The 24609-nt window shown below is 41.4% G+C and carries 24 protein-coding genes and 1 riboswitch; of the genes, 10 read left to right on the forward strand and 14 right to left on the reverse strand.

Annotated features, from left to right (window positions below; translation table 11 throughout):
- The first annotated feature begins 109 nt into the window (after positions 1-109).
- Positions 110-397, forward strand: coding sequence for a hypothetical protein (locus H5186_RS09900; RefSeq protein ID WP_182718976.1), 288 nt, complete (start codon positions 110-112; stop codon positions 395-397).
- A gap of 56 nt (positions 398-453) precedes the next feature.
- Positions 454-1116, forward strand: a complete 663-nt coding sequence (locus H5186_RS09905) for a hypothetical protein (protein ID WP_182794421.1) — start codon at positions 454-456, stop codon at positions 1114-1116.
- Here the strand turns inward: H5186_RS09905 and H5186_RS09910 are convergent.
- From H5186_RS09910 to glnA, 5 genes are all read right to left on the reverse strand, one after another.
- The gene (locus tag H5186_RS09910) at positions 1113-1571 is read right to left on the reverse strand and encodes a cyclic nucleotide-binding domain-containing protein (protein ID WP_182718978.1); all 459 of its coding nucleotides are present in this window, start codon (positions 1569-1571) and stop codon (positions 1113-1115) included. The genes H5186_RS09905 and H5186_RS09910 overlap by 4 nt on opposite strands.
- A gap of 28 nt (positions 1572-1599) precedes the next feature.
- Entirely contained in the window at positions 1600-2985 is a 1386-nt protein-coding gene (gene ntrC, locus H5186_RS09915; protein WP_145237940.1) for a nitrogen regulation protein NR(I), read from the reverse strand.
- A gap of 18 nt (positions 2986-3003) precedes the next feature.
- Positions 3004-4074 (reverse strand): nitrogen regulation protein NR(II), encoded by a 1071-nt coding sequence (glnL, locus tag H5186_RS09920; RefSeq protein ID WP_145237942.1) that lies wholly within the window; start codon positions 4072-4074, stop codon positions 3004-3006.
- A gap of 90 nt (positions 4075-4164) precedes the next feature.
- Positions 4165-4677 (reverse strand): DUF4124 domain-containing protein, encoded by a 513-nt coding sequence (locus tag H5186_RS09925; protein WP_246175485.1) that lies wholly within the window; start codon positions 4675-4677, stop codon positions 4165-4167.
- Positions 4678-4809: 132 nt separating this feature from the next.
- Positions 4810-6216: a glutamate--ammonia ligase gene (gene glnA / locus H5186_RS09930; protein ID WP_182718979.1), complete on the reverse strand. Its 1407-nt coding sequence runs from the start codon at positions 6214-6216 to the stop codon at positions 4810-4812.
- A 518-nt stretch (positions 6217-6734) separates the two neighbouring features.
- Here glnA and typA point away from each other — a divergent pair.
- Entirely contained in the window at positions 6735-8558 is a 1824-nt protein-coding gene (gene typA / locus H5186_RS09935) for a translational GTPase TypA (protein ID WP_182740376.1), read from the forward strand.
- A 446-nt stretch (positions 8559-9004) separates the two neighbouring features.
- On the opposite strand, the gene H5186_RS09940 is transcribed toward typA, so the two are convergent.
- The gene (locus H5186_RS09940; RefSeq protein ID WP_182794422.1) at positions 9005-9733 is read right to left on the reverse strand and encodes a CBM9 family sugar-binding protein; all 729 of its coding nucleotides are present in this window, start codon (positions 9731-9733) and stop codon (positions 9005-9007) included.
- Positions 9734-9927: 194 nt separating this feature from the next.
- On the opposite strand from H5186_RS09940, the gene H5186_RS09945 reads away from it, so the two are divergent.
- Positions 9928-10203: a hypothetical protein gene (locus tag H5186_RS09945; RefSeq protein WP_182718981.1), complete on the forward strand. Its 276-nt coding sequence runs from the start codon at positions 9928-9930 to the stop codon at positions 10201-10203.
- On the opposite strand, the gene H5186_RS09950 is transcribed toward H5186_RS09945, so the two are convergent.
- Together H5186_RS09950 and H5186_RS09955 are read right to left on the reverse strand one after the other, a co-directional pair.
- The gene (locus H5186_RS09950) at positions 10198-11289 is read right to left on the reverse strand and encodes an MBL fold metallo-hydrolase (protein ID WP_182718982.1); all 1092 of its coding nucleotides are present in this window, start codon (positions 11287-11289) and stop codon (positions 10198-10200) included. The genes H5186_RS09945 and H5186_RS09950 overlap by 6 nt on opposite strands.
- A gap of 177 nt (positions 11290-11466) precedes the next feature.
- Positions 11467-12123, reverse strand: coding sequence for a DUF2959 domain-containing protein (locus H5186_RS09955; RefSeq protein WP_145237960.1), 657 nt, complete (start codon positions 12121-12123; stop codon positions 11467-11469).
- A gap of 88 nt (positions 12124-12211) precedes the next feature.
- Here H5186_RS09955 and H5186_RS09960 point away from each other — a divergent pair, with 88 nt between their 5' ends.
- Genes H5186_RS09960 through dtd form a run of 3 tightly spaced genes read left to right on the forward strand, consistent with a single transcriptional unit; the run spans position 12212 to position 14516 of the window.
- Positions 12212-13105, forward strand: coding sequence for a virulence factor BrkB family protein (locus H5186_RS09960; RefSeq protein WP_145237963.1), 894 nt, complete (start codon positions 12212-12214; stop codon positions 13103-13105).
- Positions 13106-13137: 32 nt separating this feature from the next.
- Complete coding sequence (locus tag H5186_RS09965) at positions 13138-14091, forward strand: alpha/beta fold hydrolase (RefSeq protein WP_182794423.1); 954 nt, start codon at positions 13138-13140, stop codon at positions 14089-14091.
- Entirely contained in the window at positions 14079-14516 is a 438-nt protein-coding gene (gene dtd / locus H5186_RS09970) for a D-aminoacyl-tRNA deacylase (protein WP_182794424.1), read from the forward strand. The genes H5186_RS09965 and dtd overlap by 13 nt, the downstream gene beginning before the upstream one ends.
- A 13-nt stretch (positions 14517-14529) precedes the next feature.
- Here the strand turns inward: dtd and H5186_RS09975 are convergent, their stop codons facing one another.
- A complete protein-coding gene (locus tag H5186_RS09975; protein ID WP_182718985.1) occupies positions 14530-15219 on the reverse strand; it encodes a spermidine synthase in 690 nt (229 codons plus the stop codon).
- 217 nt (positions 15220-15436) lie between these two features.
- On the opposite strand from H5186_RS09975, the gene H5186_RS09980 reads away from it, so the two are divergent.
- A complete protein-coding gene (locus H5186_RS09980; RefSeq protein ID WP_145237973.1) occupies positions 15437-16330 on the forward strand; it encodes a bifunctional GNAT family N-acetyltransferase/hotdog fold thioesterase in 894 nt (297 codons plus the stop codon).
- Between the two features lie 52 nt (positions 16331-16382).
- On the opposite strand, the gene H5186_RS09985 is transcribed toward H5186_RS09980, so the two are convergent.
- The 5 genes from H5186_RS09985 to dapA all read right to left on the reverse strand — a co-directional run bounded on the left by H5186_RS09985 (position 16383) and on the right by dapA (position 21681).
- Positions 16383-17423, reverse strand: a complete 1041-nt coding sequence (locus H5186_RS09985) for a phospholipase A (RefSeq protein ID WP_149980465.1) — start codon at positions 17421-17423, stop codon at positions 16383-16385.
- Between the two features lie 285 nt (positions 17424-17708).
- Positions 17709-18830 (reverse strand): succinylglutamate desuccinylase/aspartoacylase family protein, encoded by a 1122-nt coding sequence (locus tag H5186_RS09990; protein WP_182768011.1) that lies wholly within the window; start codon positions 18828-18830, stop codon positions 17709-17711.
- A 5-nt stretch (positions 18831-18835) separates the two neighbouring features.
- The gene (locus tag H5186_RS09995; RefSeq protein WP_182794425.1) at positions 18836-20041 is read right to left on the reverse strand and encodes a PLP-dependent decarboxylase; all 1206 of its coding nucleotides are present in this window, start codon (positions 20039-20041) and stop codon (positions 18836-18838) included.
- Positions 20041-20781, reverse strand: coding sequence for a 2,3,4,5-tetrahydropyridine-2,6-dicarboxylate N-succinyltransferase (locus H5186_RS10000; RefSeq protein ID WP_182735693.1), 741 nt, complete (start codon positions 20779-20781; stop codon positions 20041-20043). The genes H5186_RS09995 and H5186_RS10000 overlap by 1 nt, the downstream gene beginning before the upstream one ends.
- A gap of 15 nt (positions 20782-20796) precedes the next feature.
- Positions 20797-21681, reverse strand: a complete 885-nt coding sequence (gene dapA / locus H5186_RS10005; protein WP_182718988.1) for a 4-hydroxy-tetrahydrodipicolinate synthase — start codon at positions 21679-21681, stop codon at positions 20797-20799.
- A 132-nt stretch (positions 21682-21813) separates the two neighbouring features.
- A riboswitch (Lysine riboswitch) is annotated at positions 21814-22007 on the reverse strand.
- Between the two features lie 190 nt (positions 22008-22197).
- On the opposite strand from dapA, the gene H5186_RS10010 reads away from it, so the two are divergent.
- Together H5186_RS10010 and H5186_RS10015 are read left to right on the forward strand one after the other, a co-directional pair.
- A complete protein-coding gene (locus tag H5186_RS10010) occupies positions 22198-22899 on the forward strand; it encodes a DNA-3-methyladenine glycosylase I (RefSeq protein WP_149980470.1) in 702 nt (233 codons plus the stop codon).
- Between the two features lie 8 nt (positions 22900-22907).
- Complete coding sequence (locus H5186_RS10015; RefSeq protein WP_182794426.1) at positions 22908-24323, forward strand: YdiU family protein; 1416 nt, start codon at positions 22908-22910, stop codon at positions 24321-24323.
- The last annotated feature ends 286 nt before the right edge of the window (positions 24324-24609 follow it).

The following is a 24609-nucleotide window of genomic DNA, read 5'->3' on the forward strand; positions in this document are numbered from 1 at the left end:
TTCAAGCGTAGTATCCGCGTCAGTAGCTGGCCTGTAATTTGCTATTCGTGTCGTATTCGATATTTAGTTGGTCATTTTATTACAAATGCCGCAGTACTGGAGATTTAAAATGGGTGTTAGATCAGCCATGAAAAAAGAGTTAATGGGCCTGGAGGGTTCAGGGTTTATGACCGCTGATGATGTAAGGTCTGAACTTAGCAAGATTGTAAAAAAAGCGCCTGATAGGTCAGATCGTGGTTTTTCTTTAATTTCACGTTTTAACGACAATCACAGCCAATTAAGTTGTGGTGAAAATAGTAAAGAAAAACTACTTGAGTTTCAACGTCACCGCTTGTTCAAGGATATTCTATATACCCGTAAAAGTGTGGATGCTTGGCTCAAAAGCCAGGTAAATTAACTTGCTATAAATAGTCACCCCAAATAGACTACAGATGTAATCTATTTGAGGTGACTATGAAATATGGCATTTTAATTGGCATGTTGTTATTACTAACTGCGTGCCAACAACCAACAATATATGTGTACACGCAAGCGTTAACAGAGCTAGAAAAACAACAGCTAACAATACGCTTACAGCAACAACCATTACCGTATCAGTTTATTCAATTACCAATCCCCAAAGAGTTTGTCGCTGCGACACTGTTAACTTCCGAAGATAAGTTACTTACAGCTGAAACCGAGCAGCTTGCTGATATTATGCAAGCAATGGGCTATCAGCCACAGATACACTATGTGTCGGCGGCAAGTCATCACTATAGCGATGGCAATATTGGCTTTTACTTACGTGGTGAGCAAATAGAGCAAGGTTTTGAGATGCCGCAACAGCTGCATACTACTGGTTGCGTTGAAGACCGCTACAATAACCTTAAAGTCAGATTTTTTGATAACTTGGTTGAATTTACTTTACTAAACGGTGCCCGCGCTCAGTTAGTTTGGCAGCGTTATGAAAATTATTTAGTCATCAATTATAGAGATACTGCGCAGTCATACACGCATTCAACCCCTTTGGTTGCAACGCCTTTTGGTGAAAAACCCTCAGATACATTTCGCTATAACGCACACATTGCAGGGCCGCAATGGTTAAACTGTTCGCTACAGGTTGTGTATATGGATTAGCCGCGTGACTCGAGGTAATCGCTTAATTTAGCAATACGTCCACTCATCCCTTCGATAATGCGGTCTTTAATTTTTTCGCGGATCACATTTGGTAAACGTATTAGTGCTTCGCTGGTAATCGCCAGTACTATGGTATCGCTTTTAGCACGAGCACTGGTGCTGTGCTCGCGGTTATTTATAAACGCACCTTCACCAATAAATTCGCCGGGTTCAATGGTGCCTAAATCCATCAAATGACTATGTTTAAATACCACAATAGCGCCGCTGAGCACGATATACAGTTGTTTGTCGTTATCAAACTGTTTAAACACAAAGCGATCTTTATTGATTAAGTATAAGTGACTGAATGACTCCAGTAATACTTGGCGCTCATTGAGGCTGAACTCTCTAAAAAAACTCAGCCTATTAAGTATCTCCATCTGCTTTATTAATGGAATATGCTCGATTAACTTCAACTTATTTTCCTTCGTTTGAGCAGGGAAGTTAGTTGATATTGCGCTCTTTTAATTTACGGGTCAATGTATTGCGGCCCCAGCCTATTTTTACTGCGGCTTCTTGTTTATGTCCTGCACAGTTTGCCAATGCGGTTTTAATTAGGCGGGTTTCTAATTGCGCTTGTACATTAGGCCAGATGTTTTCTTTGCCTTGCTTAAGCTCTAGGTTAAGCCATTGTTGAAAGGCATCAAGCCAATCACCCTCTTGTTGAGTCTCGTCAATTGCTAAGATCTCTGGAGGTAAGTCTTGCTCACTCACAAGCTCGCCGGGAGCCATAACAGTAAGCCAGCGGCAGGTGTTCTCTAGTTGACGAACATTGCCAGGCCAGTTGAACAAGCGTAGTAAGTCGGTGGCTTTTGAGCTGAGAATTTTGCTTTCGACTTGTAAGTCTTTGGCGCTTTTATGTAAAAAATGCTGTGCTAAGCGTTCAATGTCTTCGGTACGTTCACGCAGTGCAGGTAGGCGCAGGCGCACAACATTTAAGCGATGAAATAAATCGTCTCTGAATTTGCCTTGTTTTACTAAGTCTTCAAGGTTTTGGTGAGTCGCGGCAATGATCCGGACATCAACTTTAATACTTTGATGGCCACCAACACGATAAAACTCACCATCAGCTAAAACACGCAGCAAACGGGTTTGTACATCCAGCGGCATATCACCAATCTCATCTAAGAATAGCGTACCGCCATTGGCTTGCTCAAAGCGACCTTTACGTACGCTATCAGCACCAGTAAAAGCGCCTTTTTCATGGCCAAATAGCTCTGATTCAACCAATTCTTTTGGAATAGCTGCCATGTTTAAGGCAATAAACTGGTTTTCTTTGCGTGGGCTGTGGTTATGTAAAGCACTGGCTACCAATTCTTTACCGGTACCAGATTCACCATTGATAAGTACGCTCATACTTGATGCTGACAGCTTACCTATTGCCCGAAATACTTCCTGCATGGCTGGCGCTTCGCCAATGATATGGGCACTTTTAGGTGGTGCGGGTTTACGTTTTACTTTTTTAGTTGAGTTAGCGCGACACGCGCTTTCTACTAACGCAACGGCTTCATTTAAATCAAATGGTTTAGCTAGGTATTCAAAAGCACCTTTTTGAAACGCATTTACCGCTGAATCTAAATCTGAATGCGCAGTCATGATGATCACTGGCAAGCCTGGGTTTTGTTCAGCGATCAGTTCTAATAATGCCATACCATCCATACCAGGCATACGTACATCAGACACCAGTACCGTAGGTTGGCTAAACTTTAATGCTGACAGCACGTCTTGTGCATTAGAAAAACTTTCAGCATTAAATCCTGCGCGAGTTAGTGCTTTTTCAAGTACAAAGCGAATAGATGCATCATCATCAACCAGCCAAACTGTTTTCATGCAAACTCCAAAAACCGATTAATCCGCAAAAGGCAGATATATATTAAACTCTGTATGACCTGGCCAGCTATCGCATTCTATATAGCCGTTGTGTTGATCGATCAAGGTTTGTGCAATCGAGAGACCTAAGCCAGAACCACCTTCTTTGTTAGTGATCATCGGGTAAAATAATGTCTCTTTGATGCTGGAATCGATACCTGGTCCGTCATCTGAAATTTGGATCAGCAGTGCCTTTTTAGGGGCTTTTCCGGGGCGACGTTGCTGGTGATTAATACGTGTTTTAATTTTTATCACGCCACCACCGACTAACGCTTGTTGTGCATTTCGAACGATGTTAAGTACTACTTGCTGAATTTTACCTTGGTCAATATAGACATCAGGTATACTTGGGTCGTAATCTTTCTCCAAGCTAATATTGGCGCAATTATCTAATGTACTTAGTTTAATTACAGACTCTAAGGTTTGATGAATATTACCGTATGACTTTTGTGGTAATTGATTCGGGCCCAGTAGCCTGTCAACAAGCTCTCGTAAGCGATCGGCTTGTTCAATAATTAATTCTGCACATTCATCCCGTTCTTGCTGATCAACCTCATACTGCAATAATTGCGCCGCTCCGCGAATTCCGCCTAAAGGATTTTTGATTTCATGAGCAAGCCCTCTAATTAGGTTACGTGCTGCTTGATATTGATGCATTTGATTAGAAGCTTGATCGTGGCGAATTTCATCATCAGTTTGGCGACACTCGAATAAAATAAAATACTCATTTTGTAACTTCACGCGACGCGAACTAATTGCCAGTTTGGCATGACGAGAATCAACAAAAACCACGTCAGCTCTGTGCTGGTGGCAATCTACACCATCTACCAAAGAGTATTGTGCAATGCGTTTAAGGTCAATGGAATGGTAATTAAAAAGACTGTCAAACGGTTGATTGAGGATACGTTTAGGGCCTAATCCTAACAGTTCACTGGCGCTATTATTAGCGTAAATAAGGGTGAATTGTTGATCAAGTAAGATCACTGCCGTTGACAGGTTTTGCCAAATGCTAGTTAGTAACTCAGGGTTAAAATTTTTATTATCGGGCATGATTGCACCATTTTAGTGCGTTGATGATTGTTAGCAGCTTAGCACAAATATTTTAAGTAAATTATGGTCTTTGATAGAAATACATGGTTTTTATAAAGACGATGCTCTATGCATATAAAATGTGCTCACTGGACTAACAGAGACAACAGAGCCTTGTGGGTCAAATAGCTTCAGTTGCAATGTGTGTTCGCCACGGTTTACCTCGCGCAGAGCAAAAGTACTGATATTGCTAGGTTCTGCGTACGGTGCGCCATCAACTAGTAGTTGAATTTTAAAACCATTCTCAAAGCGTGGTGTTATACGGCTAGTTACATACACTGAACCGGTATTTTCACGAACAGTGCCTTGATCGGCAGGGGAAGAAATAACCGCTTTATAGCTTTTCACAGCCGCTGGTTGCTGTTCATCTAAAATGCTTGTATCAACAGTCGGCATCGACAAACTTTGATTGGTGAGCTTGATTTCTTGCGCACCTGGTTTAGGAGTATCTGAAAATACTGATACGCCATTTTTATCTTTCCAAGAATAAATTTTCTTATCGCCAGAATAGCCATAAAAGCTGATTAAAATCAGAGTTACTAGTAATAAAAGCGTCTTTTTCACCTTGTCACCTTGCATTTTTTGCACTAATTAAACTTTAGTGGAGAATGGGAAAATTAGCCATAAAAAAAGCCCGCAGAACGGGCCTTGAGAACACACATATATTATCTATAAGATAATTTTTCTACAGCCTAATTAACAGCTGTAGTACATTTCGAACTCAACAGGGTGAGTCGTCATGTTAAGCTTTTCAACTTCTTTAGACTTAAGCGCAATGTAAGCATCGATTAAATCGTTAGTGAATACACCACCTTGATTTAAGAACTCACGGTCAGCATCTAGAGACGCAAGCGCTTCTTGTAGTGAAGTTGCAACTGTTGGGATTTCTGCTGCTTCTTCTGCTGGTAAGTCGTATAAATCTTTATCCATTGCATCGCCAGGGTGGATCTTGTTTTTGATACCATCAAGGCCAGCCATAAGCATTGCAGCGAAAGCAAGGTATGGGTTAGCTGTTGGATCTGGGAAGCGTACTTCGATACGACGACCTTTTTCTGATGGAACCACTGGGATACGGATTGATGCAGAACGGTTACGTGCAGAATATGCAAGCATTACTGGCGCTTCAAACCCTGGTACTAAACGTTTGTAAGAGTTAGTAGACGCATTTGCAAAAGCATTGATTGCTTTAGCATGCTTGATAATACCACCGATGTAGTAAAGCGCTTCTTCAGAAAGACCGCCGTACTTGTCGCCTGCGAATAAGTTAACACCGTCTTTAGCTAAAGACTGGTGACAGTGCATACCAGAACCATTGTCACCAACTATTGGCTTAGGCATGAAGGTAGCTGTTTTGCCATATAAATGAGCCATGTTATGGATAACATATTTCATTTCTTGGATTTCATCCGCTTTTAATACCATAGTGTTAAAGCGAGTTGCGATTTCGTTTTGACCAGCTGTAGCCACTTCGTGGTGATGCGCTTCTACAACTTGACCTAGCTCTTCAAGAACTAAACACGTCGCTGAACGCCAATCTTGGAAATCATCAACTGGAGCAACAGGGAAATAACCACCTTTCACGCCTGGACGATGGCCAGTGTTGCCGCCTTCGTAGCTTTTATCTGAGTTCCAAGCTGCTTGCTTAGAATCAATTTTGTACATTGAACCTGACATATCAGTTTTGTATTTGATGTCATCAAATACGAAGAACTCTGGCTCAGGACCAAATAGCACGGTATCAGCAATACCAGTAGAACGCATGTACTCTTCAGCGCGCTTAGCAACTGAACGAGGATCACGCTCATAACCTTGTAATGTGCCAGGTTCAACAACATCACAACGTAAAATTAAAGTAGCTTCTTCTGTGAAAGGGTCTAATTTAGCAGACTCAGCAACAGGTAGTAATACCATGTCTGATTCGTTAATGCCTTTCCAACCAGCAATTGAAGAACCGTCAAACATTTTGCCGTCTTCAAAGAAATCTTCATCTACTTGGTGATGAGGAATAGAAACATGTTGCTCTTTACCTTTGGTATCAGTAAAGCGTAAATCAACGAACTTAACGTCATTTTCTTTAATAAAATCTAAAACCGATTGTGACATGTGTCCTCCAACTGTTGGGTTTTATTTTGCTGCATAATTGCTTTTGCTTTTATAGTAAGCGGCTTTTATGCCATTTTTATAGTGCATTGTTTTTTAAGGTTAAAAAATAAGTTCTACATCCAGCTGTTATATATTTTGCACCATATTGGATCGGCTTGTGATCATTTTGGTGCGTCAGTGTGGTCACTTCTCTTTGCGCTAAATTGTATAGATTATAAACACCAACATAAAGCTAACTTACTCACCAAATACTGCCAAATTATGACAATAATAGCTAGGAATGAGCAAAATAGTGACAAATTGAAAAATTAAATTAATTAAAATGTCATATATAAAACAGATACTTATTAGAAGTATGAAGAAAGTTGTGAAATATATATTGGATAAACTTTCATCCATGTCATTAATGAGGGATAATATGCGCCCTTTTAAATCCTATGCTGGGACATCTCGTGAAAACGCAGGTGAGTGCGTAGATCTTGCAGGATCATTGAGAATTAATTTCTCTGAGTAAAAATATGAGCATCGAAAAGTTAAGAAATATAGCGATTATCGCGCACGTTGACCACGGTAAAACAACATTGGTTGACAAACTACTTGAGCAATCAGGTACATTAGAAACACGCGGCGGTAACGAAGAGCGCGTGATGGACTCAAACGACATTGAGAAAGAACGTGGTATTACCATTTTGGCTAAAAACACAGCCATTTCATGGAATGACTACCATATCAATATCGTAGACACCCCTGGACACGCCGACTTTGGCGGTGAAGTTGAACGCGTACTTTCGATGGCTGACTCAGTATTACTACTTGTTGATGCTCAAGAAGGTCCAATGCCACAAACGCGTTTCGTTACGCAAAAAGCATTCGCGCAAGGCTTAAAGCCAATCGTTGTTATCAATAAAATTGATAAGCCAGGTGCACGTCCTGATTGGGTTATGGATCAAATCTTTGATTTATTCGACAACCTAGGCGCAACTGACGAACAGTTAGACTTTAAAGTTATCTATGCATCAGCAATCAACGGCTGGGCAACATTAGATTTAGACGAGCCATCAGAGAACATGGAACCTATGTTCAAGATGATCGTTGACGAAGTATCACCACCGGATGCAGATCCTGAAGGTGACTTCCAAATGCAGATTTCGCAACTTGATTACAACTCATATGTTGGTGTAATCGGTGTTGGCCGTATCAAGCGTGGTTCTGTTGCAGTAAACCAACAAGTTACTATCATCAGTGCTGATGGCACTAAACGTAACGGTAAAATCGGTTCTGTACAAAGCTACCTAGGTCTTGAGCGTATCGAAACTGAACGTGGTTATGCTGGTAACATCGTAACTGTTACTGGTATCGGCGAACTTAAGATTTCAGACACTGTTTGTTGTCCTACTAATGTTGAAGCATTACCACCACTAAGTGTTGATGAGCCAACAGTAACAATGACGTTCTCTGTTAATAACTCTCCTTTCTGTGGTAAAGAAGGTAAGTTTGTAACATCACGTAATATTCGTGAACGTTTAGACAAAGAATTAGTACACAACGTAGCACTTCGTGTTGAAGATACTGCAAACCCAGATAGCTTCCGTGTTTCTGGCCGTGGTGAATTACACTTAGGTATCTTAATCGAGAACATGCGTCGTGAAGGTTACGAGCTAGCGGTTTCTCGTCCTGAAGTAATCTTACGTACTGTTGATGGCGTTCTTGAAGAACCGTATGAAACAGTAACGATTGACTGTCAAGAAGAGCACCAAGGTTCTATCATGGAGCAAATCGGTCTTCGTAAAGGCGAGCTTACTGACATGGCACCAGATGGTAAAGGTCGTATGCGTATGGACTTTATGATCCCAAGCCGTGGCTTAATCGGTTTCCAAACTGATTTCATGACGCTTACATCAGGTTCAGGCCTTATGTACCATACTTTCGATCACTACGGTCCGCACAAAGGTGGCGAGCTAGGTGTTCGTAAGAACGGCGTAATGATTGCAAATGCAACAGGTAAAGCACTAACTAACGCATTGTTTAACTTACAAGAGCGCGGCCGTTTATTCATCGGTCACGGTATTGAAGTTTACGAAGGTATGGTTATCGGTATTCATAGCCGTGATAACGACCTTACAGTTAACGCGCTTAAAGGTAAGCAACTTACTAACGTTCGTGCATCTGGTACAGATGAAGCACAAACATTAACACCAGCACTTAACTATTCACTTGAGCAAGCGCTTGAGTTCATTGCTGATGATGAGTTAGTAGAAGTAACGCCATTAAACATCCGTATTCGTAAACGTCATTTAACTGAAAATGAGCGTAAACGTGCGGGTCGTGCGCCTAAATCATAATCTATTAATTTAGAACAATGATTTTAAAAGCCGCTGTATTACAAAATACAGCGGCTTTTTTGTGGTTATTAGTTAGCGAGAGTAAAGTTTGTGAGGGGAAGAGCTGTAAGCTATAAGCGGTCAGCTGTCAGATTAGAACAGCGTAGTTGGCTAGATTGGTGTTTGTATAGCTATTAGGTAAAAACCGCTAGATTTTATAAACCATGCAACATAACCTCTTTCCTCTAAAAGTGCAGCGCCTCTTATCCTCTTTGTGAATAACTGACTTAAAGATTTTTTGCACAAGGAGAAGAAAATGAGCAGTAAAAGAGGAAGGGCTTTTAAAGTAGCTGATAATGCAAAGCCCCTGTTTTTGTTAGCGGGGTATTTTTTCGTTGGGTTTCGCTGCGCTCAACCCAACCTTGCTTAACTTGATAACTTTACTCTAGTTGACTCGCCAACTCCTATCACTTTTTCGGTAATAACGTAATCTTTCCAAATACGCTGGCGTCGATATAGCCTAGGTTGCGGCTGCCATTTACGGGTTGTACTTCATGCGAACCCATAAAGTGCTCACGAATTTTACTGCCGTCGTTATCGCAGTAGGCGAGCATAAAGCCGATTACTTGTTTTGCCGTTAACTTAAGCGGGGTGTTTGGCGCGCCTTCTTGGAAATCATTCGGGTAGAGCTTAATGGCTACTTCCCATGTGATGTTATATGGGGCGGTACTGTTTCGTTGCCAGTGGCTGATTAAATGATCTGTGTATAAATGGGGTTTTTTATCAGCTCCGAAATCGGCAGCTTGGTTATCAAGACCAATGTGATAGGCAAACGCAGTATGATTGAACTGATGGTTACCGCCAGATGCGTCGCTATCAATAAACACTTCTAAGGCATCATCGTCCCAGTACTTATCGGTAGGATCTGGATGGGTATCAATTAGTACATCATCCACAATATCGGCTTGTAAATACAGGTGGTTTTCATCCCAAAGTAACTTGTAGCGGCCTATAAAGTCTTTATCTGAGTCAGGCAAGGTGCCATCCATAAGAAAAGGCATAGGCTGCCATTTTGCTTGGTCCCATGCGCTTTCAGATACACCGTCAATAGTAATTGGTGTTGCTGTATGCTCTACATCGATAGCCATAGCGGCGTTGCTCATTAATAGGCTTAAGGTAAGCGCGGCTGTTTTCATCTAATTCTCAAAGTTTCTTATTTTGTTTATGGCTTAATAGTGACTGAAACAAAAATTGAAAACAACAGACATAATGTTCAGGTATAAAATTACTGGTAGTAATGGATCGTAAGTGAGTACAGTTTTTTACATTGTTGAGTGTAATTAACAGCTAAAGTAATGGCACTACTAGAATTAATATAAAAGGAATAATTGTGGCTAACGTATTGTTGTTGATTGTGGCTATGTTGTTATCTGGCTGTACTTCGTCGCAAGTAATGAGCTCAGGTTGTGACTTTGTTGTTGGTAGTGCGCAAAGTCAGCAACGGCAAGTGCAGAACCACTCGCTTGATAGCTCAGAGACACACCAAACAGCGAATATAATTAATGGTTTTTTTAGTATGTTACTTGGGCCAATACATCGCTCTCTCGGTGATGGTCAATGTAAGGCGGAAGAGCAATCGTATCAGTACCCAAGTATTGTTTTATAGTGCGACACTTTGCCCTTCATTTAAAATATACAGCGGGATTTGTGACTTCATCTCATCATACATATGCAATAAGCGCAGCAATGCAGAATGGCTGCTGTGATCGCCCATCTTCCAACTTGAGTTGCCATAGCCCCAAGGTATCATAACTTTACAATTAAGCTGCTGTGCAGCTGTTAAGGCATCCTCAGGAGTAGTATGTACATAACGATACCAGTTGCCATTCTCTTCGTGGTAATAAGAGGCAATCGGCATTAAACAGATATCAATATCACCGTATTTTTGTTGGATATCCTTAAAATGTTGGGAGTAGCCAGTATCGCCTGCAAAAAATAAAGTGCTGCCATTTTGCTCAAGTAACCAGCCATTCCATAAATCTTTATCGCGATCTTCATAAATAAAAGGTACCAGCACGCGGGCGCTAAAATGATGTGCAGGTAGCGCATGAATGGTTAAATCATCAATGTTAGTGTTTGCGTACCACGCCATTTCGCTAATATTAAAACCACCGGTAGGAAAGTTATCTGCCATACCAAGTGGTGTTAAGTAGCGAGGTTTATTACCGATGCTTTCAATGTCTGCTTTATTGAAGTGATCGTAATGAATATGAGAATAAATTACTGCGTCTAGATTGTTAAGTTCGCTTTCGCTAAGCCAGTCCCCAGGTTTACGATAAAACCCAGATGCAAGCCGAAAAGCTAAATCAACAGGGGAGTCAAATTGCTCTTTTACTGGGTCAAATACAACTTGCTGGCCGTTAGGAGTGTTGATCATAAACCCGGCGTGACCGAGCCAGCGAACTGTGTAGCCGGTATTTAGTTGTGGTGCTAGTTGCGCGCCTTGATAGAGGCAGTTTTCACCCGGAGTTTCACATATCAAGTTAGCATTACTTGGGTAACAATCACTTTCGCAGCTAATCGGATAGGTTTTTTTCCCTGGATAGAGGTTGTGGTAGCGCCCAGCCTGTTCACCCTCTTGATGAAGTGGCACAACAGTATCAGCGCCTGCAATTCTTTGCACATGATTGGCAGTGCTACACGCAGCTAATAAACTTGATGCGATAATTAAACTAACTGCACGTATTTTCATTGTTTAATGTTTTTATAATTCTAATTAGGTAGAATTGTAGCAAAAATAGCCGATGAAAAAACACTTAAAAAGTAACAAGATATAACAACAAAAAAGCCTACATAAATGTAGGCTTTGATTACTTTGCGACTAGCAAACTAGCGCTCTTGATAAGTGACAGGCAAACTCACAGCTGATTTAGCCTGCTTTACTCATTTGCTCAATAAATTTATTTGAATCAGCAATCGACTTGTTCATGTCATCCATTAACACTTTGATGTCGCGCTTAAGATTAGTGAATTCACCTTGAATGGCTGATACAGCTTGTGCATTAAGGTTATGCTTCAAGTATAAAACATTGTCATGCAGTGATGACAGTACCGGCTCCATCTTGCTTTCAGCATTACGCATAGAGCGTAATAGTTTATCAAAGTCACGTTTGGTTGCGGTGAGCTTTTTATTACTTTCACGTTTAAGTGAGGCGTTAGAATACTGTTCTAATTCATCGCTCCATTCTTCAAACAATGCTTCAGCTACATCTTCAACTTTGTTGATGTTATTCGTAACGTCATTAGCAGCCGCAAGGCTAGATTCGTAGTCATCATTGAGTTGGTCATAGGCTGCTTGTACATCTCCACCATCAAAGTTAATCAATGTTGTTAAACGCTCAAGTGCAGATTGGAATTCCTCTTGAGACTCTTCTTGAGACTCTTTAGTTGCTTCTACGCGGTCCACTAAAATGTCACGCTTATGCACACCAACTGATTCCATAGCCGAGTAATATGCAGATTGGCAGCCAGATAAAGCCAGTGATAAGGCCAATATTGGTGCGCTGAGTAAAGTCAGTTTTTTCATCGAGATCCCTTTTTAAATCCGTTAGTGCTGTAAATTATGTGGTGGATTGCTATGATAATCAAAACTATTTTAGCAGAAAGTTAACTTTATGAATGAAAAGGTCGCACATTATAAACAGCAGTTGAGGGTACTTATACGTCAGCAGCCAACGTGGTGGATGCAGTATATTAATCGCTGTATTGACGACCAAATTACTGTAAATGCTGGTTATTTAGCCTATGTAACCTTACTTTCATTGGTTCCTTTAATTGCAGTTGGCGTGGCTATTTTCTCGGCTTTTCCTGGCTTTGAAGATACCCGTATTGCTATTGAAAACTTTTTATTTACTAACTTTGTGCCCACCTCATCAGATGTAATTAAAGAGCATATAACGTCTTTTGCAGGTAATGCGAATCAAATGACTGCTGTAGGTATTGGTTTTCTTGCAGCGATAGCATTGCTACTGATCCGTAATGTTGATGCGACACTGAATCGAATTTGGCGGATTAAAACCAAGCGACCAATGATGATTTCTTTCGCGGTATATTGGATGGTGTTGAGTTTAGGGCCATTGTTATTAGGCGCAAGTATTGGTGTTACTTCATATATTGTGTCGTTAGTATCATTTGCCGATCAGGGTATTCCGGGCTTTAGTGGCTTTTTATTAAAATTACTGCCTTATTTAATTTCTATGGCTGGCTTTATTATGCTCTATACTTTAGTGCCTAATACTCGCGTATCTTTTAAAGCTGCAGTACCAGGTGCTTTATTTGCAGCCTTGTTGTTTGAATTAACTAAAAAGGGTTTTGCACTTTATATCAGTCACTTTCCTTCATACGAAGTGATTTATGGTGCGGTGGCAACTATTCCAATTTTGTTTGTGTGGGTGTATTTGTCGTGGGTGGTTGTGTTACTCGGTGCAGAGTTTACAGTATGTATTGGCCCTAAAAATATCGAAGATACACCCGATATTATCCTTGATGAGGGCGATGCTAATAAGTAATTCACTGCATCGCTGATAGGAGAATCGGCATTATGCAGTTATATCCAAATATTACCCCATACCATGATTTTCATTTGAGTGTGGGAAGTGGGCACCAAATTCATGTACAAGAGTTCGGTGATCCAGCTGGCTTGCCGGTGGTAATTTGCCATGGCGGGCCCGGCGTAGGTTTACATGCTGATAATTGCCGTTTCTTTGATCCTACCCGTTATCGTATTATTTTATATAGCCAACGCGGCTGCGGGCAATCAACGCCTCATTTAACTAGCGCTAATACAACCACAGAACTGGTCGCTGACCTTGATTATTTACGCACTTACTTAGGACTAGAAAAGTGGGTGTTAAGCGGTGGTTCGTGGGGAGCAACTCTGTGTTTGCTGTATGCCATCGAACACACTCAACATGTACATGGGTTAATTTTACGAGGCACGTTTTTAGCTACTTCAGCCGATTTTCAGTGGCTATATAGTCGTCATGGTGCTGCTGCACATTTTTATCCTGAATTATATGCGCGTTTTTCTCAGGAGTTACCTGATGTTGCCAGCATTTTTGCGTTTTATCGGCGGCAATTAAATGATGATAATCAAATTAATGCAAATCACTTTGCTAAATTATGGTGCCAATGGGAAAACGTATTAAGCCATGGTAAACAGCAACATCAATGGGGGTTAAGTTCACCACAGTTGGGGCTTAATATGGCGCGTTTAATGGTCCATTACTTTACTGCTCAGTGTTTTATTACTGATAACTTCATTGGTGAACACTATAAAAAAATTAGTAAAATTCCTACTTGGTTTATTCATGGCAGGCATGATTTAGTGTGTCGTTTTAATGCCGTACAGCATTTAGCTGAGCAACTCAACGCACAGTTACTTATTTTAGATGGTGTTGGGCATGGTGTTGATAGTAATGTATATTTAGCGGCAGTGCGGCGTGCAGCCGATCTTATGTGGATCAAATTATCGAGGAATAGATGCAAGGATTAATTCAGCGCGTAAAACACGCAAAAGTTGAAGTGGATGGTCAGGTGGTTGGGCAAATTGAGCTGGGGCTTTTATTGTTGCTTGGAGTTGAAAAGCATGATGATCAACAAAGCACTGATAAGCTGCTACATAAAGTTAGCAATTACCGCGTATTTAGCGATGAAAACGACAAAATGAATTTAAGCCTGCAAGATATTCAAGGTGAGTTATTGGTGGTATCGCAATTTACTCTGGCGGCAGATACTAAAAAAGGCATGCGGCCAAGTTTTTCATCAGCAGCCACACCTGCACAAGCTAATCAGCTATACGAATACTTTGTTAGCCAAGCTAGAGTTATGGGGTTAAGCGTAGCTACAGGGCAATTTGCTGCGGATATGCAAGTCAGTTTATGTAATGATGGGCCGGTGACATTTAATTTAACAGTGTAGTTAAGGCTAGCAGTTATTTTCTGATCACCACGATGTTGTTGGCATAACCTGGAATTTTTTCGATGCCAGGTATTTTACCAAAAGTGGTGATCAGCAAATGTTCTAACTGCTTTAATTGTGATTCATGACCAGATAAAAAATTAATAAATAAATAGCCATTTTTAGTTAAAGCACAGCGCAGTTTTTCATAAAAGCGGTGTTTGTATAAAAATAACGGCGCATCTAATTGGCTAAATAGGTCAAGAATGATCCAATCGTATTGTGGGCCATGCTCTAATACAGCTTCAGCATCAAAACAGCGTAAATTCGATGCATGCTCACCACCAAAAAAACGCTTATAGCAATGAATGATATTCGGATTTTTCTCTACAGAAAGTAGCTGACTATCAGGGTAGGTGTGTTGTAAGTAATTGCGGATAGCGCCGCCACCTAAGCCCAGTTCAAGTACGGCGTTTGGTGCCGGGAGTGGTTGCCATAATTGCGCTAAATATTGCAAATGCGGAAACAGCAAATGGCTTGGGCTGCTTTTCTCGACCACTGACTGTAGTGTTTCGTTGATCAATAACCAACGTAACTGCTTATGTTGGCGTACCTGAATGCAATCGGCGCCATATTTGTGCCAATAGAGTAGTTGCCCGATACGGTGACAATCTTCGATAAAGCTGTGTTTTACTGCCCCGTTGTCTTCAAAAAAATGTTCCATAGTTACATCAGCATAGACGAGTCAATCTAAAGTGCCAATATGTCTATCAAGTTTTACAGGTAAAGCAGTTATTTTGCGTTGCTCACCAAAGTCGTATTCCAAGTTTTTACCAGATGGAGTATGGTAGTTTGCAAATAATAACTGACCGCATTTTTAGTTAGATAAACGCATCTTGAATTAGCAAGCGTTTGCGGCCTTGGTAGCAACAGGAGTGATTATGTTTCAGGTGACAACACCACAAAGTAGCGAAGATTGGCAAGCGTATTATCAATTACGTTGGCAAGTATTGCGCGCGCCTTGGAATGAACCGCGTGGTTCTGAGCAGGATGATTTAGAGCAAGATGCTGAGCATCGCTTTATTAAAAATAAAGAGGGGGCAGTGTTAGGTGTTGCACGACTGCATTTTAATAATCAACAACAAGCGCAAGTCCGTTATATGGCCGTTGCACAAGGTAACCGTAATCAACACATTGGTAGCCGTTTATTGCATGAGCTCGAGAAAATAGCCTGGACTCAAGACGCCGATGAGTTAGTTTTATTCGCTCGTGAACGAGCATTAGAATTTTACAAACGTCATGGTTATGAATTAAAAGAAAAGGCTCACTTAGCTTACGATGATGTACAACACTGGAAAATGGTGAAACAAAAACCGTCTGAGCCAGGCTGGTTCCGCCATCCCAATTGGACCCAAGTTCTGCAAAATACCTGGCGCGAATCTATTCCGATCAGCGATGCTATGGGCATTAAAGTTGAAAGTTACACTGATTGGCAATTTACCACCAGTGCAGATTTAAATGCGAACTTAAACTTGCATAACACTATGTTTGCTGGCTCTATTTATAGTTTAGCGACGTTAACCGGCTGGGGCGCGACTTATTTAGCACTCAAAGAAGCCGGGCTTGAAGGTAATATTGTGTTAGCTGATGCTAATATTAAATATTTAAAACCGCTTAATAACGACCCACGTGGCAGCGTTGATTTAAGCGGCTGTAAGGGTAAATTAGCCGAGTTAGAGTCAGAAGGTAAAGCGAGCTATGTAGTGCCAGTGGAAATCTACGATGGTGAGTTACTGGTTGCTGAGTTTGAAGGTACATTTAGAATTATTAAGTAGTTAGAATTCAGAGCAAACAAAAGATAAGGCCAAGCAATTGCTTGGCCTTTTTTTATAGTAAATCAGTTAATAATATACCCACGCCAATACGTTCTATGTCAGCGTTATAATCAATTAAACTTTCACCGTAGCCGTTGAAGTATTGGGCGTAACCGCGAACTCGGCCCCATAATGGGAATGACCAATCAAGCTGAATTGCACCGCGGTTATCTGAATTTAAATTATTGCGGGTCATAAAACTAAATTCATGATCATTAAGTCGATATGCACCGCTAAATTCAAAGTAACCCATGTATTTGTAAATATCAGGGTTATCATCACCTCTTGGATCTAATGGCGTTTCCTTCTCGCTTTCTGAAATACGGTACCAAGGTTTAAAGCTAAACACATAGCCATCGTTTTCCCACAAAAAGTTTGCATAAATACGGTTCCATGAGCGCGAATCAGGCTGACTATTACCGTTAGATTGATGCGAAATACCAAGGACTACTGCCATTTCGTCGCCCCATGGAACGTGCTTTTTATCTAAATAATTAACCCAAAAAATTTCAGGCTCATAGTTGGTCTCACGAAATGGTGAGGAACTTTCTTTGTTATAAAGCTGCCAATATGACTGTAATGTAAAGGCAAAAAATATAGCCTGGTCTTCATCAGAAAAATCATCGAAAATAGGTACCTTAATTGAAAGCTGATATTTTGCTTCTAAGTTATCGAGTGGTTCATCTTGTTTTTCACCGGTTAGTTCGTCATACGCTTCAAACGAGCTATTGTTTGGGTGGGATACATAAGAAACAGGTAAAATGTAGTTACGTTTGTGTGGGGTAATAACATTACGGTTTTCTTTACTTACTTCTTCGCGTGCTTGGCGCTTATCGAGTGCGGTAAGTTGTTTGCTTTCATCAAGTGATGAGCATTTTTCACGCAGTTGTGCTAGCGTCATCTCGCCAGCCCCGCCAATTGCCTCATTTAAAATACATTGCTTTACTAGCTCGACATCATCATCTTGCTCGTTGGTTTTTGCTGTTGATTCTGATTGTGCGAATGCAGAGCTTGATAATAGTGCAGTAAATAGGATCCCATAGTGCCAAGTCATTATTATTCCTTTGATAAAATCAAATAGAGAGTAGCTATTGTGTTTTTCGTAAATGAGAATAGGCTAATTTCAGTATCATAAAACGACTAAGATACCTATCCCATACATTTATCCAGCATTTACTTTAACTGAATATCAGTGAATTGTTACTGAACTTAGTTGATTGTGGCGCTTTTTGCCCATAAATACAAAGAAAAAGCGGCCGAAGCCGCTTGTTCAATGCACTTTTTCCAATTGGATAGTCGTGCTCTCACGCAATGAGAAGGGTTGAGCTTGATATAAAAATTAAAGCTCAAATACGTTAGTAAAGAATTTATATAGTTCGGTGCCTTGGTTTACGCTTGCTGAAGCAAAATGCAAAATCGCGATGGCGTCACAATCAAGTGTTAGGGTTTGTAATGGTTGCTCTGCTAGGTAGCGCTCCATTCGCAATACTCTAGCAATCGGCTCGCCAGCTTTGATATGGCCGCCAAGTGGCGCTATATACTCAACCATGCCGCCCATAGGTGCATAGTAAGCAAGGTAATCATTTAAATCACAGCCGTAGCGCTTCATTACTTTTGGCTGATAGGGGGCATCAACGAATACCTGCTTATGATTTAGGTAACTTAAAATACTATTAGCATCATCAAGGGCCGCAGTTAAATCGATTTTTTCTTGGCTGCCGAGTTCGACCGTAAAAGCTTCAACCTGCACTTTAAACTCACGCCCTTGTTGAGCTAATGCCTCGGTTAATTGCCACCATGGGCAAAAACTTGCTTCATCCATTGCTCCTGCAAAATCATTAGGGATGATTAATACATGAGGAATATTAAAGTAGTTGGCACTGGCCTTGGCATAATCTGGGCAATATAAATGCTGACTCGAAATGGGGCCTGTGTGTAAGTCGAGCACGATATCAGCTTGGTGTGCCAACTTTTGCAAGTTAAGTGCAATGCGTTTGCCTGTAGTTAGGCGATAAGCTGGACCGCTGAGTTGTTGGTCTACTTCATCAATCAGTGCGGCTTTAAACGCACTTTTTAAGGTTTGCTCATCGGCATCACTATATTGCTCAGCAAATTGGCTCGCGAGCTTACTATTACAGTGATACATGCGGTTCCAGTTGGTGCCGGTGATTGGATCAAAACGACCAAGGGTAAATTCCCCCGATTTTTGATTGCAACCAATTGGGTTCGCGTAAGGCACTAGGGTGATATCGCCTTTGAGTTCAAGGTGCTTAAGCTGCTCAAGTAATTGGTAAATAACCGCATTGCCTTGTACTTCTGCACCGTGCATATTAGCTTGCACATACACACTTGGCCCAGTGCCATCGCCTTTTAAACGATAGACAGGAATTGTGAGCGGTAGGCCGTTGGCAACTTCACCAACTACTATGTTTTCTTGGCTTATAGCTTTAGTCGTACTCATCTCAATTACCTTAAGTAGTAGCTGGCATCTTCAGCTGTGCGAATACAGTTAAGCTCGCCATTTTGTAATGTGTATTCAGCTGCTAGCTCATGACATAAAAAATACGGCATACTTTCGGTAAAGCCGTACGCGCCACATTGGCTAAACACCAACCAGTCTTGCTCATTTAAATCACTAGGTAATTGGTGTTCACCTAAGTAATCAAGTGCTGTACATAATGGCCCATATAAGCTCATAGTTTGGTATGCAGCAGTTGAGTCTCGTAATAATCGTGCTGGGAAATCTTGGCTGGTGACTGCAGGGCGCAATAAATGATTAATACCGCCGCTTAAGATCACTTGTTGTTGGGCATAGTTAAGTTTTCGCTCAACGACAGGCGTTGCGTAATGACCGCATTCGCCCACAGCATAACGGCCAAGCTCCATCCAGAGTTCTTGTACGCCTGCGGCATGTTTAATGTTAGCTAATGCATCAATGAGCGCATCCCAACTTAAGGTTGGTGCATCAAGAGTGTAAGGAATACCTAAACCACCGCCTAAGTCGAGTACTTTTAAGTGAATACCTAAGTCGTTGGCAAGCTTTGTTAACGGCGTAATCATTTGTGACCAAAGTTCAGCGAGTTTGTCGCTGCTAAGCATGTTGCCCCACTGAAAAATATGCAGGCCGTCAAAATTAAGCGCTGGGTAGTCGCTAGTATTTAGCGCTTGCCATTCATCGCAACTTAAACCAAATGGAGTAAGGCTATCGCCACCAAGTGGGTTTTTTTCCCCTTCAGGCCAGCGTAATTGCACTCGCAGTAATACCTGTAACTGACAGTTTTGTAAGCTTGCTTGCTCGTTAAGCCAGCGTACTTGATTAAGGCTTTCGGCAACAAAGGTACGTACGCCGCGCGCAATAAAGTGTTTAATTTGTTTTGGGCTTTTGGCAGGCCCTGTATTGAGCACGCGCTCGCTGTTAATACCTTGTGCCAGAACTTGCTCAAGTTCGCCTTTACTTGCTACATCAAAGTTAAAACCCACGTTATCTAAGCTTTGAATGACTTTAGATAATGGATTAGCTTTTACGGCATACCACAGTTTTACCTCAGTTTGCGCCACTAATCGCGTTAAGTGTGCGTTTAATGTATCAAGGTCGTAAATAAAAAATGGTGTATCAAGCGTAGTTGATAGCTCATCAATGGCGGTTTTAACTGGCGTGCTCAAAAAGCTCATTAACGTAAAACCTCTTCAAGCAGCAATGATGCATCACTTTGTTCATCACGGTATTTTACAATTAATGCACACGACATACTTAATCCTTGCTCGCGGGCCCAAGTATTAGAAGCTGGACGAGAGCCTGGAATAACAATCGCGTATTCAGGAATAGGCTCGCCTTTAGCCAGCTGGCGCTCATTAACACAGTCATAAACAGGAATAGTTGCTGATAAGCGTACACCTGGTGCGAGCACCGCGCCTTTTTTCACTACTACGCCTTCAACAATCACGCAACCTGCACCGATGAATGCATCGTCTTCTACCACCACCGGGCTTGCACCAATAGGTTCAAGTACACCGCCTAGTTGTACTGCAGCGCTTAAATGTACATTTTTACCTACTTGCGCACACGACCCCACTAACGCGTGGCTATCAACCATCGTGCCTTCGTCGATAAACGCACCAATGTTTACATATGCTGGTGGCATAATAATCGTGCCCTTAGCAACGTGTGCGCCACGGCGAACGCTTGAGCCACCAGGTACCATACGCACTCCAGCATCGGCTGCAAAACCTTGTGGTGCTAAATTGTGTTTATCAACAAAGCCACCTGGAAATTCGGTATTAGTGCCATTTTTAAACGCTTCTAAAATACCTTGTTTTACTGCAACGTTAGCATGCCATTGGCCGTTGTCGTCTTGTGTTGCTGCGCGCACAGCGCCCGATTCTAAATTATTTAGTAGTTCTAACCAGCTCATTATAAAAACCTGTATTTAATGCCAAGATAAAATGGTGTTGTTTGCGTTGTTAATACAATCAGTTTGCGTTAACTCAAGATGCGTCAAAGGTGGACGTAAGTACGGGCTGTTAATTCGCCCTTGTAAATGCATCAATACTTTGACGGGGATAGGGTTTGCGACAGCAAACAAGCTTTGAATGGCTTGTGACCAGTCGGCAAATAAATTGGGGTGTTGACCGCTGAGACTTCGTTTTACAAACTCATGGGTTTGCACAGGCCATGCATTAGCAGCCACAGAGACTAAACCTTTTGCGCCAGCCTGGGCAAAGTAAGGCATCAGTGCATCGTCACCGCTAAAAATAGCTAAATTAGGTGCGACTTTTCTAAAACCTTCAAATTTAGCAATGTCGCCACTGGCTTCTTTGAGTGCCCACAAGTTTTTATGGTCTTTCAAGTTGCTAATTACGGCCGATGGAATATCAACAGCACTGCGCCCTGGTACGTTATAAAGCATGCAAGGATGTTTACTGGTATTAAGTAAGCTTTCAAACCAATGTGTTTGGCCTACCACGCCGGGCTTAGCGTATAGGGGAGTGCCCAGTAAATAGCTATGAATGGGTAACTGATTACAGTATTCAACCCAGGCAAGTTGTTGCTTTAGATTTATACCGCCTACTGCAACCATCAGCGGTACTGTTGGCGTTAATTGGCACACGTGTTCAACAATCGCTTGTTGCTCTTTGAGTGTTAGTGCGAGGCCTTCGCCGGTGCTACCAAGTAATAAAATACCATTGTCAGCCACTTGCTGCTGTGCAACTAACTGATCAAGAGTGGCATAGTCGACTTCACCAGCGTCAGTAAATGGCGTGACGAGTGCCGTCCACAAAGGGTAGTCATTTAAATTGAAGTTATTGATCATCTCTCACGAACTTATAAGTGATTCGAGGAGTTAATAAGCTTTTATGATTGGAGCCACATTAACGTCGTTCGAACTAATAATTCGAAGAGCGAATGGGCTTAATATAATAGGGCGCTATGGCCTTATTACGCTAAGACCAGAAGCTCTCCACCAAATATTTTAACAGCCAAGCTGTTATTGGTGACAGTCGCTGGGATTCAACCCAGTCGCCCGAAGTAAAACTTCACAAAAAGTGTTACTTCTCGGCGTTAATTCCCCTCACGTATGATCACTGGAGTATGTGCTCCTCACATACGTTACCTGAATAACGCACCTCTTCTAGCCCATGGTGTAAGTTTTATCGTTTAAAACTCAAACCTTTAATAGGGGTAATGCGAAAGATTAAAGCATTTTAGCCGTCTAGGTGTCAAGGCTGGATATTTTTAAGTTTATTTTTAGCTGCAATGTGCTCCTGACATTTTTTTACAACGTAAATAGCGTTACAGTAAGCGTAATAACAAGCAGTGGTAGTGAGTAATGGAAAAATTTCAAGATATATATCAACGAGCGGCACAGCGAAAAGGTAGCGAAGTAATGTTACAGCAATTACTTGTTGCCCCTCAAAATGCAAAGCAATTAACTGCTTTACCTGATGATGCATGGCTTGAAGAGTTTACCCGCAAAATTTTTCAAAGTGGTTTTTATTGGTCAGTGATCAACAATAAATGGCCAGGTTTTCGGGAAGTATTTTGGGATTTTAGTGTGGCTAAATTATTAATGATGCCGCCAGATATGCTTGAGCAAAAAGCCACCGATGAGCGAATCGTTCGTAACTTTAAAAAAGTGCAAACGATCCCAGAAAATGCGTATATGATCCATGAAGTGGCAAGTGAACATGGCAGTTTTAGTCAGTTTATTGCAGATTGGCCGAGCGACGATATTATTGGTTTGTGGGGGTATTTAAAAAAGCATGGGGCGCGTTTAGGTGGTAACACCGGCCCTTATGCATTGCGAACCTTAGGGAAAGATACTTTTTTATTATCGCGTGATGTAGAAAGTTATCTCCGTGCTCATAAAATAATTGATGGCGGTTTACAAACTAAAAAGTCACTTGCCAGCGCTCAACATTTTTTTAATGAATTGCAGCAACAAAGCGGATTAAGCCTACAAGAGCTCAGTCTGTTAGTTGCATACAGCGTGGGCGATAATCGCGTTGGTATACAAACAACCCAAGCTTAAGGAATACTATGAAATTAGTTGCTCGTTACACCCAGATTGCTGATGATTTTGCTGTGGCTGATCAGCCAAGTGCTGTTATTGCTCCAAACTTACTGCTGTGGAACGATACGTTAGCTAGGCAGCTTAATATTGAGGTTGTCACATCAGAACGTGCGGTAATTTTTTCTGGTAATCTTAATAACAGCGATGTTGCTGCTGTGGCATTAGGTTACTCAGGGCATCAATTTGGACATTTTTCACCGCGTTTAGGTGATGGGCGAGCACATTTATTAGGGGCTGTCACTGATCAGCAGCAACAGCTTTGGGACATTCAACTCAAAGGTTCTGGTGCTACGCCATTTTCACGTGGAGGTGATGGCCGTTGTGCAATCGGTCCTGCGGTACGTGAATATATAATGAGTGAGGCAATGCACGGGCTTGGCATAGCGACGACACGTTGTTTGGCAGTTGTTGCCAGTGGTGAAACAGTTTACCGTCAACCACCACAACAAGGAGCCATTGTTACCCGCGTTGCTAGTAGTCATATACGTGTCGGTTCGTTTCAGTATTTAGCTGCGCAAGGTGACGTTACTGGTTTAAAAGCCTTAGCTGATTTAGCTATTGAGCGTCATTATCCTGAGATAAAGTCTACGGGCTCTGCGCGTTATTTGGCATTTTTAAGTGCGGTAATTGAAAAGCAAGTTAGCCTGATTGTTAGCTGGATGCGCGTTGGTTTTATTCATGGAGTAATGAATACTGATAATACGCTCGTCAGTGGTGAGACCATCGATTATGGCCCTTGTGCAATGATGAATCAGTTTGATTTTGATACTGTATTTAGTTCTATTGATCGCCAAGGTCGCTATGCTTTTGGCAATCAACCTAATATTGCTAATTGGAATTGTGCACGTTTAGCTGAAAGTTTAATTCCTTTAATTAGCGATGACGAAGAGCTGGCTGTTGAGCTATTAAGCCCATTAATAAATGGTTTTGCTGAGCAGTTTCATCAAGCCTTTACACAGATGTGGGCGAAAAAGTTGGGCTTTGATGGTCATCAAGATGGCGATGCTGAATTAGTATCCGAGTTATTAACTTTACTGAAAACCCATCAGCTTGATTACACCAATACTTTTGACTCCTTAACAGAATCATTGCAAGGTCAGACTGCCATTCCGAGTGACTTGGCTGGTTGGTCTATTAAGTGGTTAGCCAGAACAAATACGCAAAGCTATCAGCTGATGCGCCAAGCCAACCCACGCTTGATCCCGCGTAATCATATTGTTGAAAGCATAATACAGCAGTATGAAAGTACTGGTGAAAGCAGCATGTTAGATGAATATTTAACGGCCTTGAGGTCGCCTTACCAATTGTTGGCAAGCCCTGCATTTTGGTACTCCCCGCCTGTTGATGGGGATACTAATTACCAAACATTCTGCGGAACATAATAACGCAGTGCTGATTGTTAGGCGTATTGTTCGTAAATTGAGCGACGATTAATGAATTGATGTGACTTATACATCCAGATCTTTAGTTAAAAGCTGTTATTTATTAATAATTATAAGAAATAAATATGCTTAACTACTTGTTGATTTAAAATTAACCAATATAATGCACTCATTAGCTTAAGCATTTAAATTATTAAAGCCAAAGATATTAGAAACGTTGTGGCTGAAATTGCAGTGATAGCAACTACAATGCTGACAATCGATAGATGTGCAAGTTAGGTAAAGT

Origin of the sequence: Pseudoalteromonas sp. SG41-2 (assembly GCF_014164535.1) — a bacterium.
Classification (GTDB): Bacteria; Pseudomonadota; Gammaproteobacteria; order Enterobacterales; family Alteromonadaceae; genus Pseudoalteromonas; species Pseudoalteromonas rhizosphaerae.

Bases quoted from the DNA above. Each gene is read 5' to 3' on its own strand.
- H5186_RS09900 (WP_182718976.1), top strand. From the start codon at position 110: ATGGGTGTTAGATCAGCCATGAAAAAAGAGTTAATGGGCCTGGAGGGT.
- H5186_RS09905 (WP_182794421.1), top strand. From the start codon at position 454: ATGAAATATGGCATTTTAATTGGCATGTTGTTATTACTAACTGCGTGC.
- ntrC (WP_145237940.1), bottom strand. From the start codon at position 2,985: ATGAAAACAGTTTGGCTGGTTGATGATGATGCATCTATTCGCTTTGTA.
- glnL (WP_145237942.1), bottom strand. From the start codon at position 4,074: ATGCCCGATAATAAAAATTTTAACCCTGAGTTACTAACTAGCATTTGG.
- glnA (WP_182718979.1), bottom strand. From the start codon at position 6,216: ATGTCACAATCGGTTTTAGATTTTATTAAAGAAAATGACGTTAAGTTC.
- typA (WP_182740376.1), top strand. From the start codon at position 6,735: ATGAGCATCGAAAAGTTAAGAAATATAGCGATTATCGCGCACGTTGAC.
- H5186_RS09940 (WP_182794422.1), bottom strand. From the start codon at position 9,733: ATGAAAACAGCCGCGCTTACCTTAAGCCTATTAATGAGCAACGCCGCT.
- H5186_RS09950 (WP_182718982.1), bottom strand. From the start codon at position 11,289: ATGAAAATACGTGCAGTTAGTTTAATTATCGCATCAAGTTTATTAGCT.
- H5186_RS09955 (WP_145237960.1), bottom strand. From the start codon at position 12,123: ATGAAAAAACTGACTTTACTCAGCGCACCAATATTGGCCTTATCACTG.
- H5186_RS09960 (WP_145237963.1), top strand. From the start codon at position 12,212: ATGAATGAAAAGGTCGCACATTATAAACAGCAGTTGAGGGTACTTATA.
- H5186_RS09965 (WP_182794423.1), top strand. From the start codon at position 13,138: ATGCAGTTATATCCAAATATTACCCCATACCATGATTTTCATTTGAGT.
- dtd (WP_182794424.1), top strand. From the start codon at position 14,079: ATGCAAGGATTAATTCAGCGCGTAAAACACGCAAAAGTTGAAGTGGAT.
- H5186_RS09975 (WP_182718985.1), bottom strand. From the start codon at position 15,219: ATGGAACATTTTTTTGAAGACAACGGGGCAGTAAAACACAGCTTTATC.
- H5186_RS09980 (WP_145237973.1), top strand. From the start codon at position 15,437: ATGTTTCAGGTGACAACACCACAAAGTAGCGAAGATTGGCAAGCGTAT.
- H5186_RS09985 (WP_149980465.1), bottom strand. From the start codon at position 17,423: ATGACTTGGCACTATGGGATCCTATTTACTGCACTATTATCAAGCTCT.
- H5186_RS09990 (WP_182768011.1), bottom strand. From the start codon at position 18,830: ATGAGTACGACTAAAGCTATAAGCCAAGAAAACATAGTAGTTGGTGAA.
- H5186_RS09995 (WP_182794425.1), bottom strand. From the start codon at position 20,041: ATGAGCTTTTTGAGCACGCCAGTTAAAACCGCCATTGATGAGCTATCA.
- H5186_RS10000 (WP_182735693.1), bottom strand. From the start codon at position 20,781: ATGAGCTGGTTAGAACTACTAAATAATTTAGAATCGGGCGCTGTGCGC.
- dapA (WP_182718988.1), bottom strand. From the start codon at position 21,681: ATGATCAATAACTTCAATTTAAATGACTACCCTTTGTGGACGGCACTC.
- H5186_RS10010 (WP_149980470.1), top strand. From the start codon at position 22,198: ATGGAAAAATTTCAAGATATATATCAACGAGCGGCACAGCGAAAAGGT.
- H5186_RS10015 (WP_182794426.1), top strand. From the start codon at position 22,908: ATGAAATTAGTTGCTCGTTACACCCAGATTGCTGATGATTTTGCTGTG.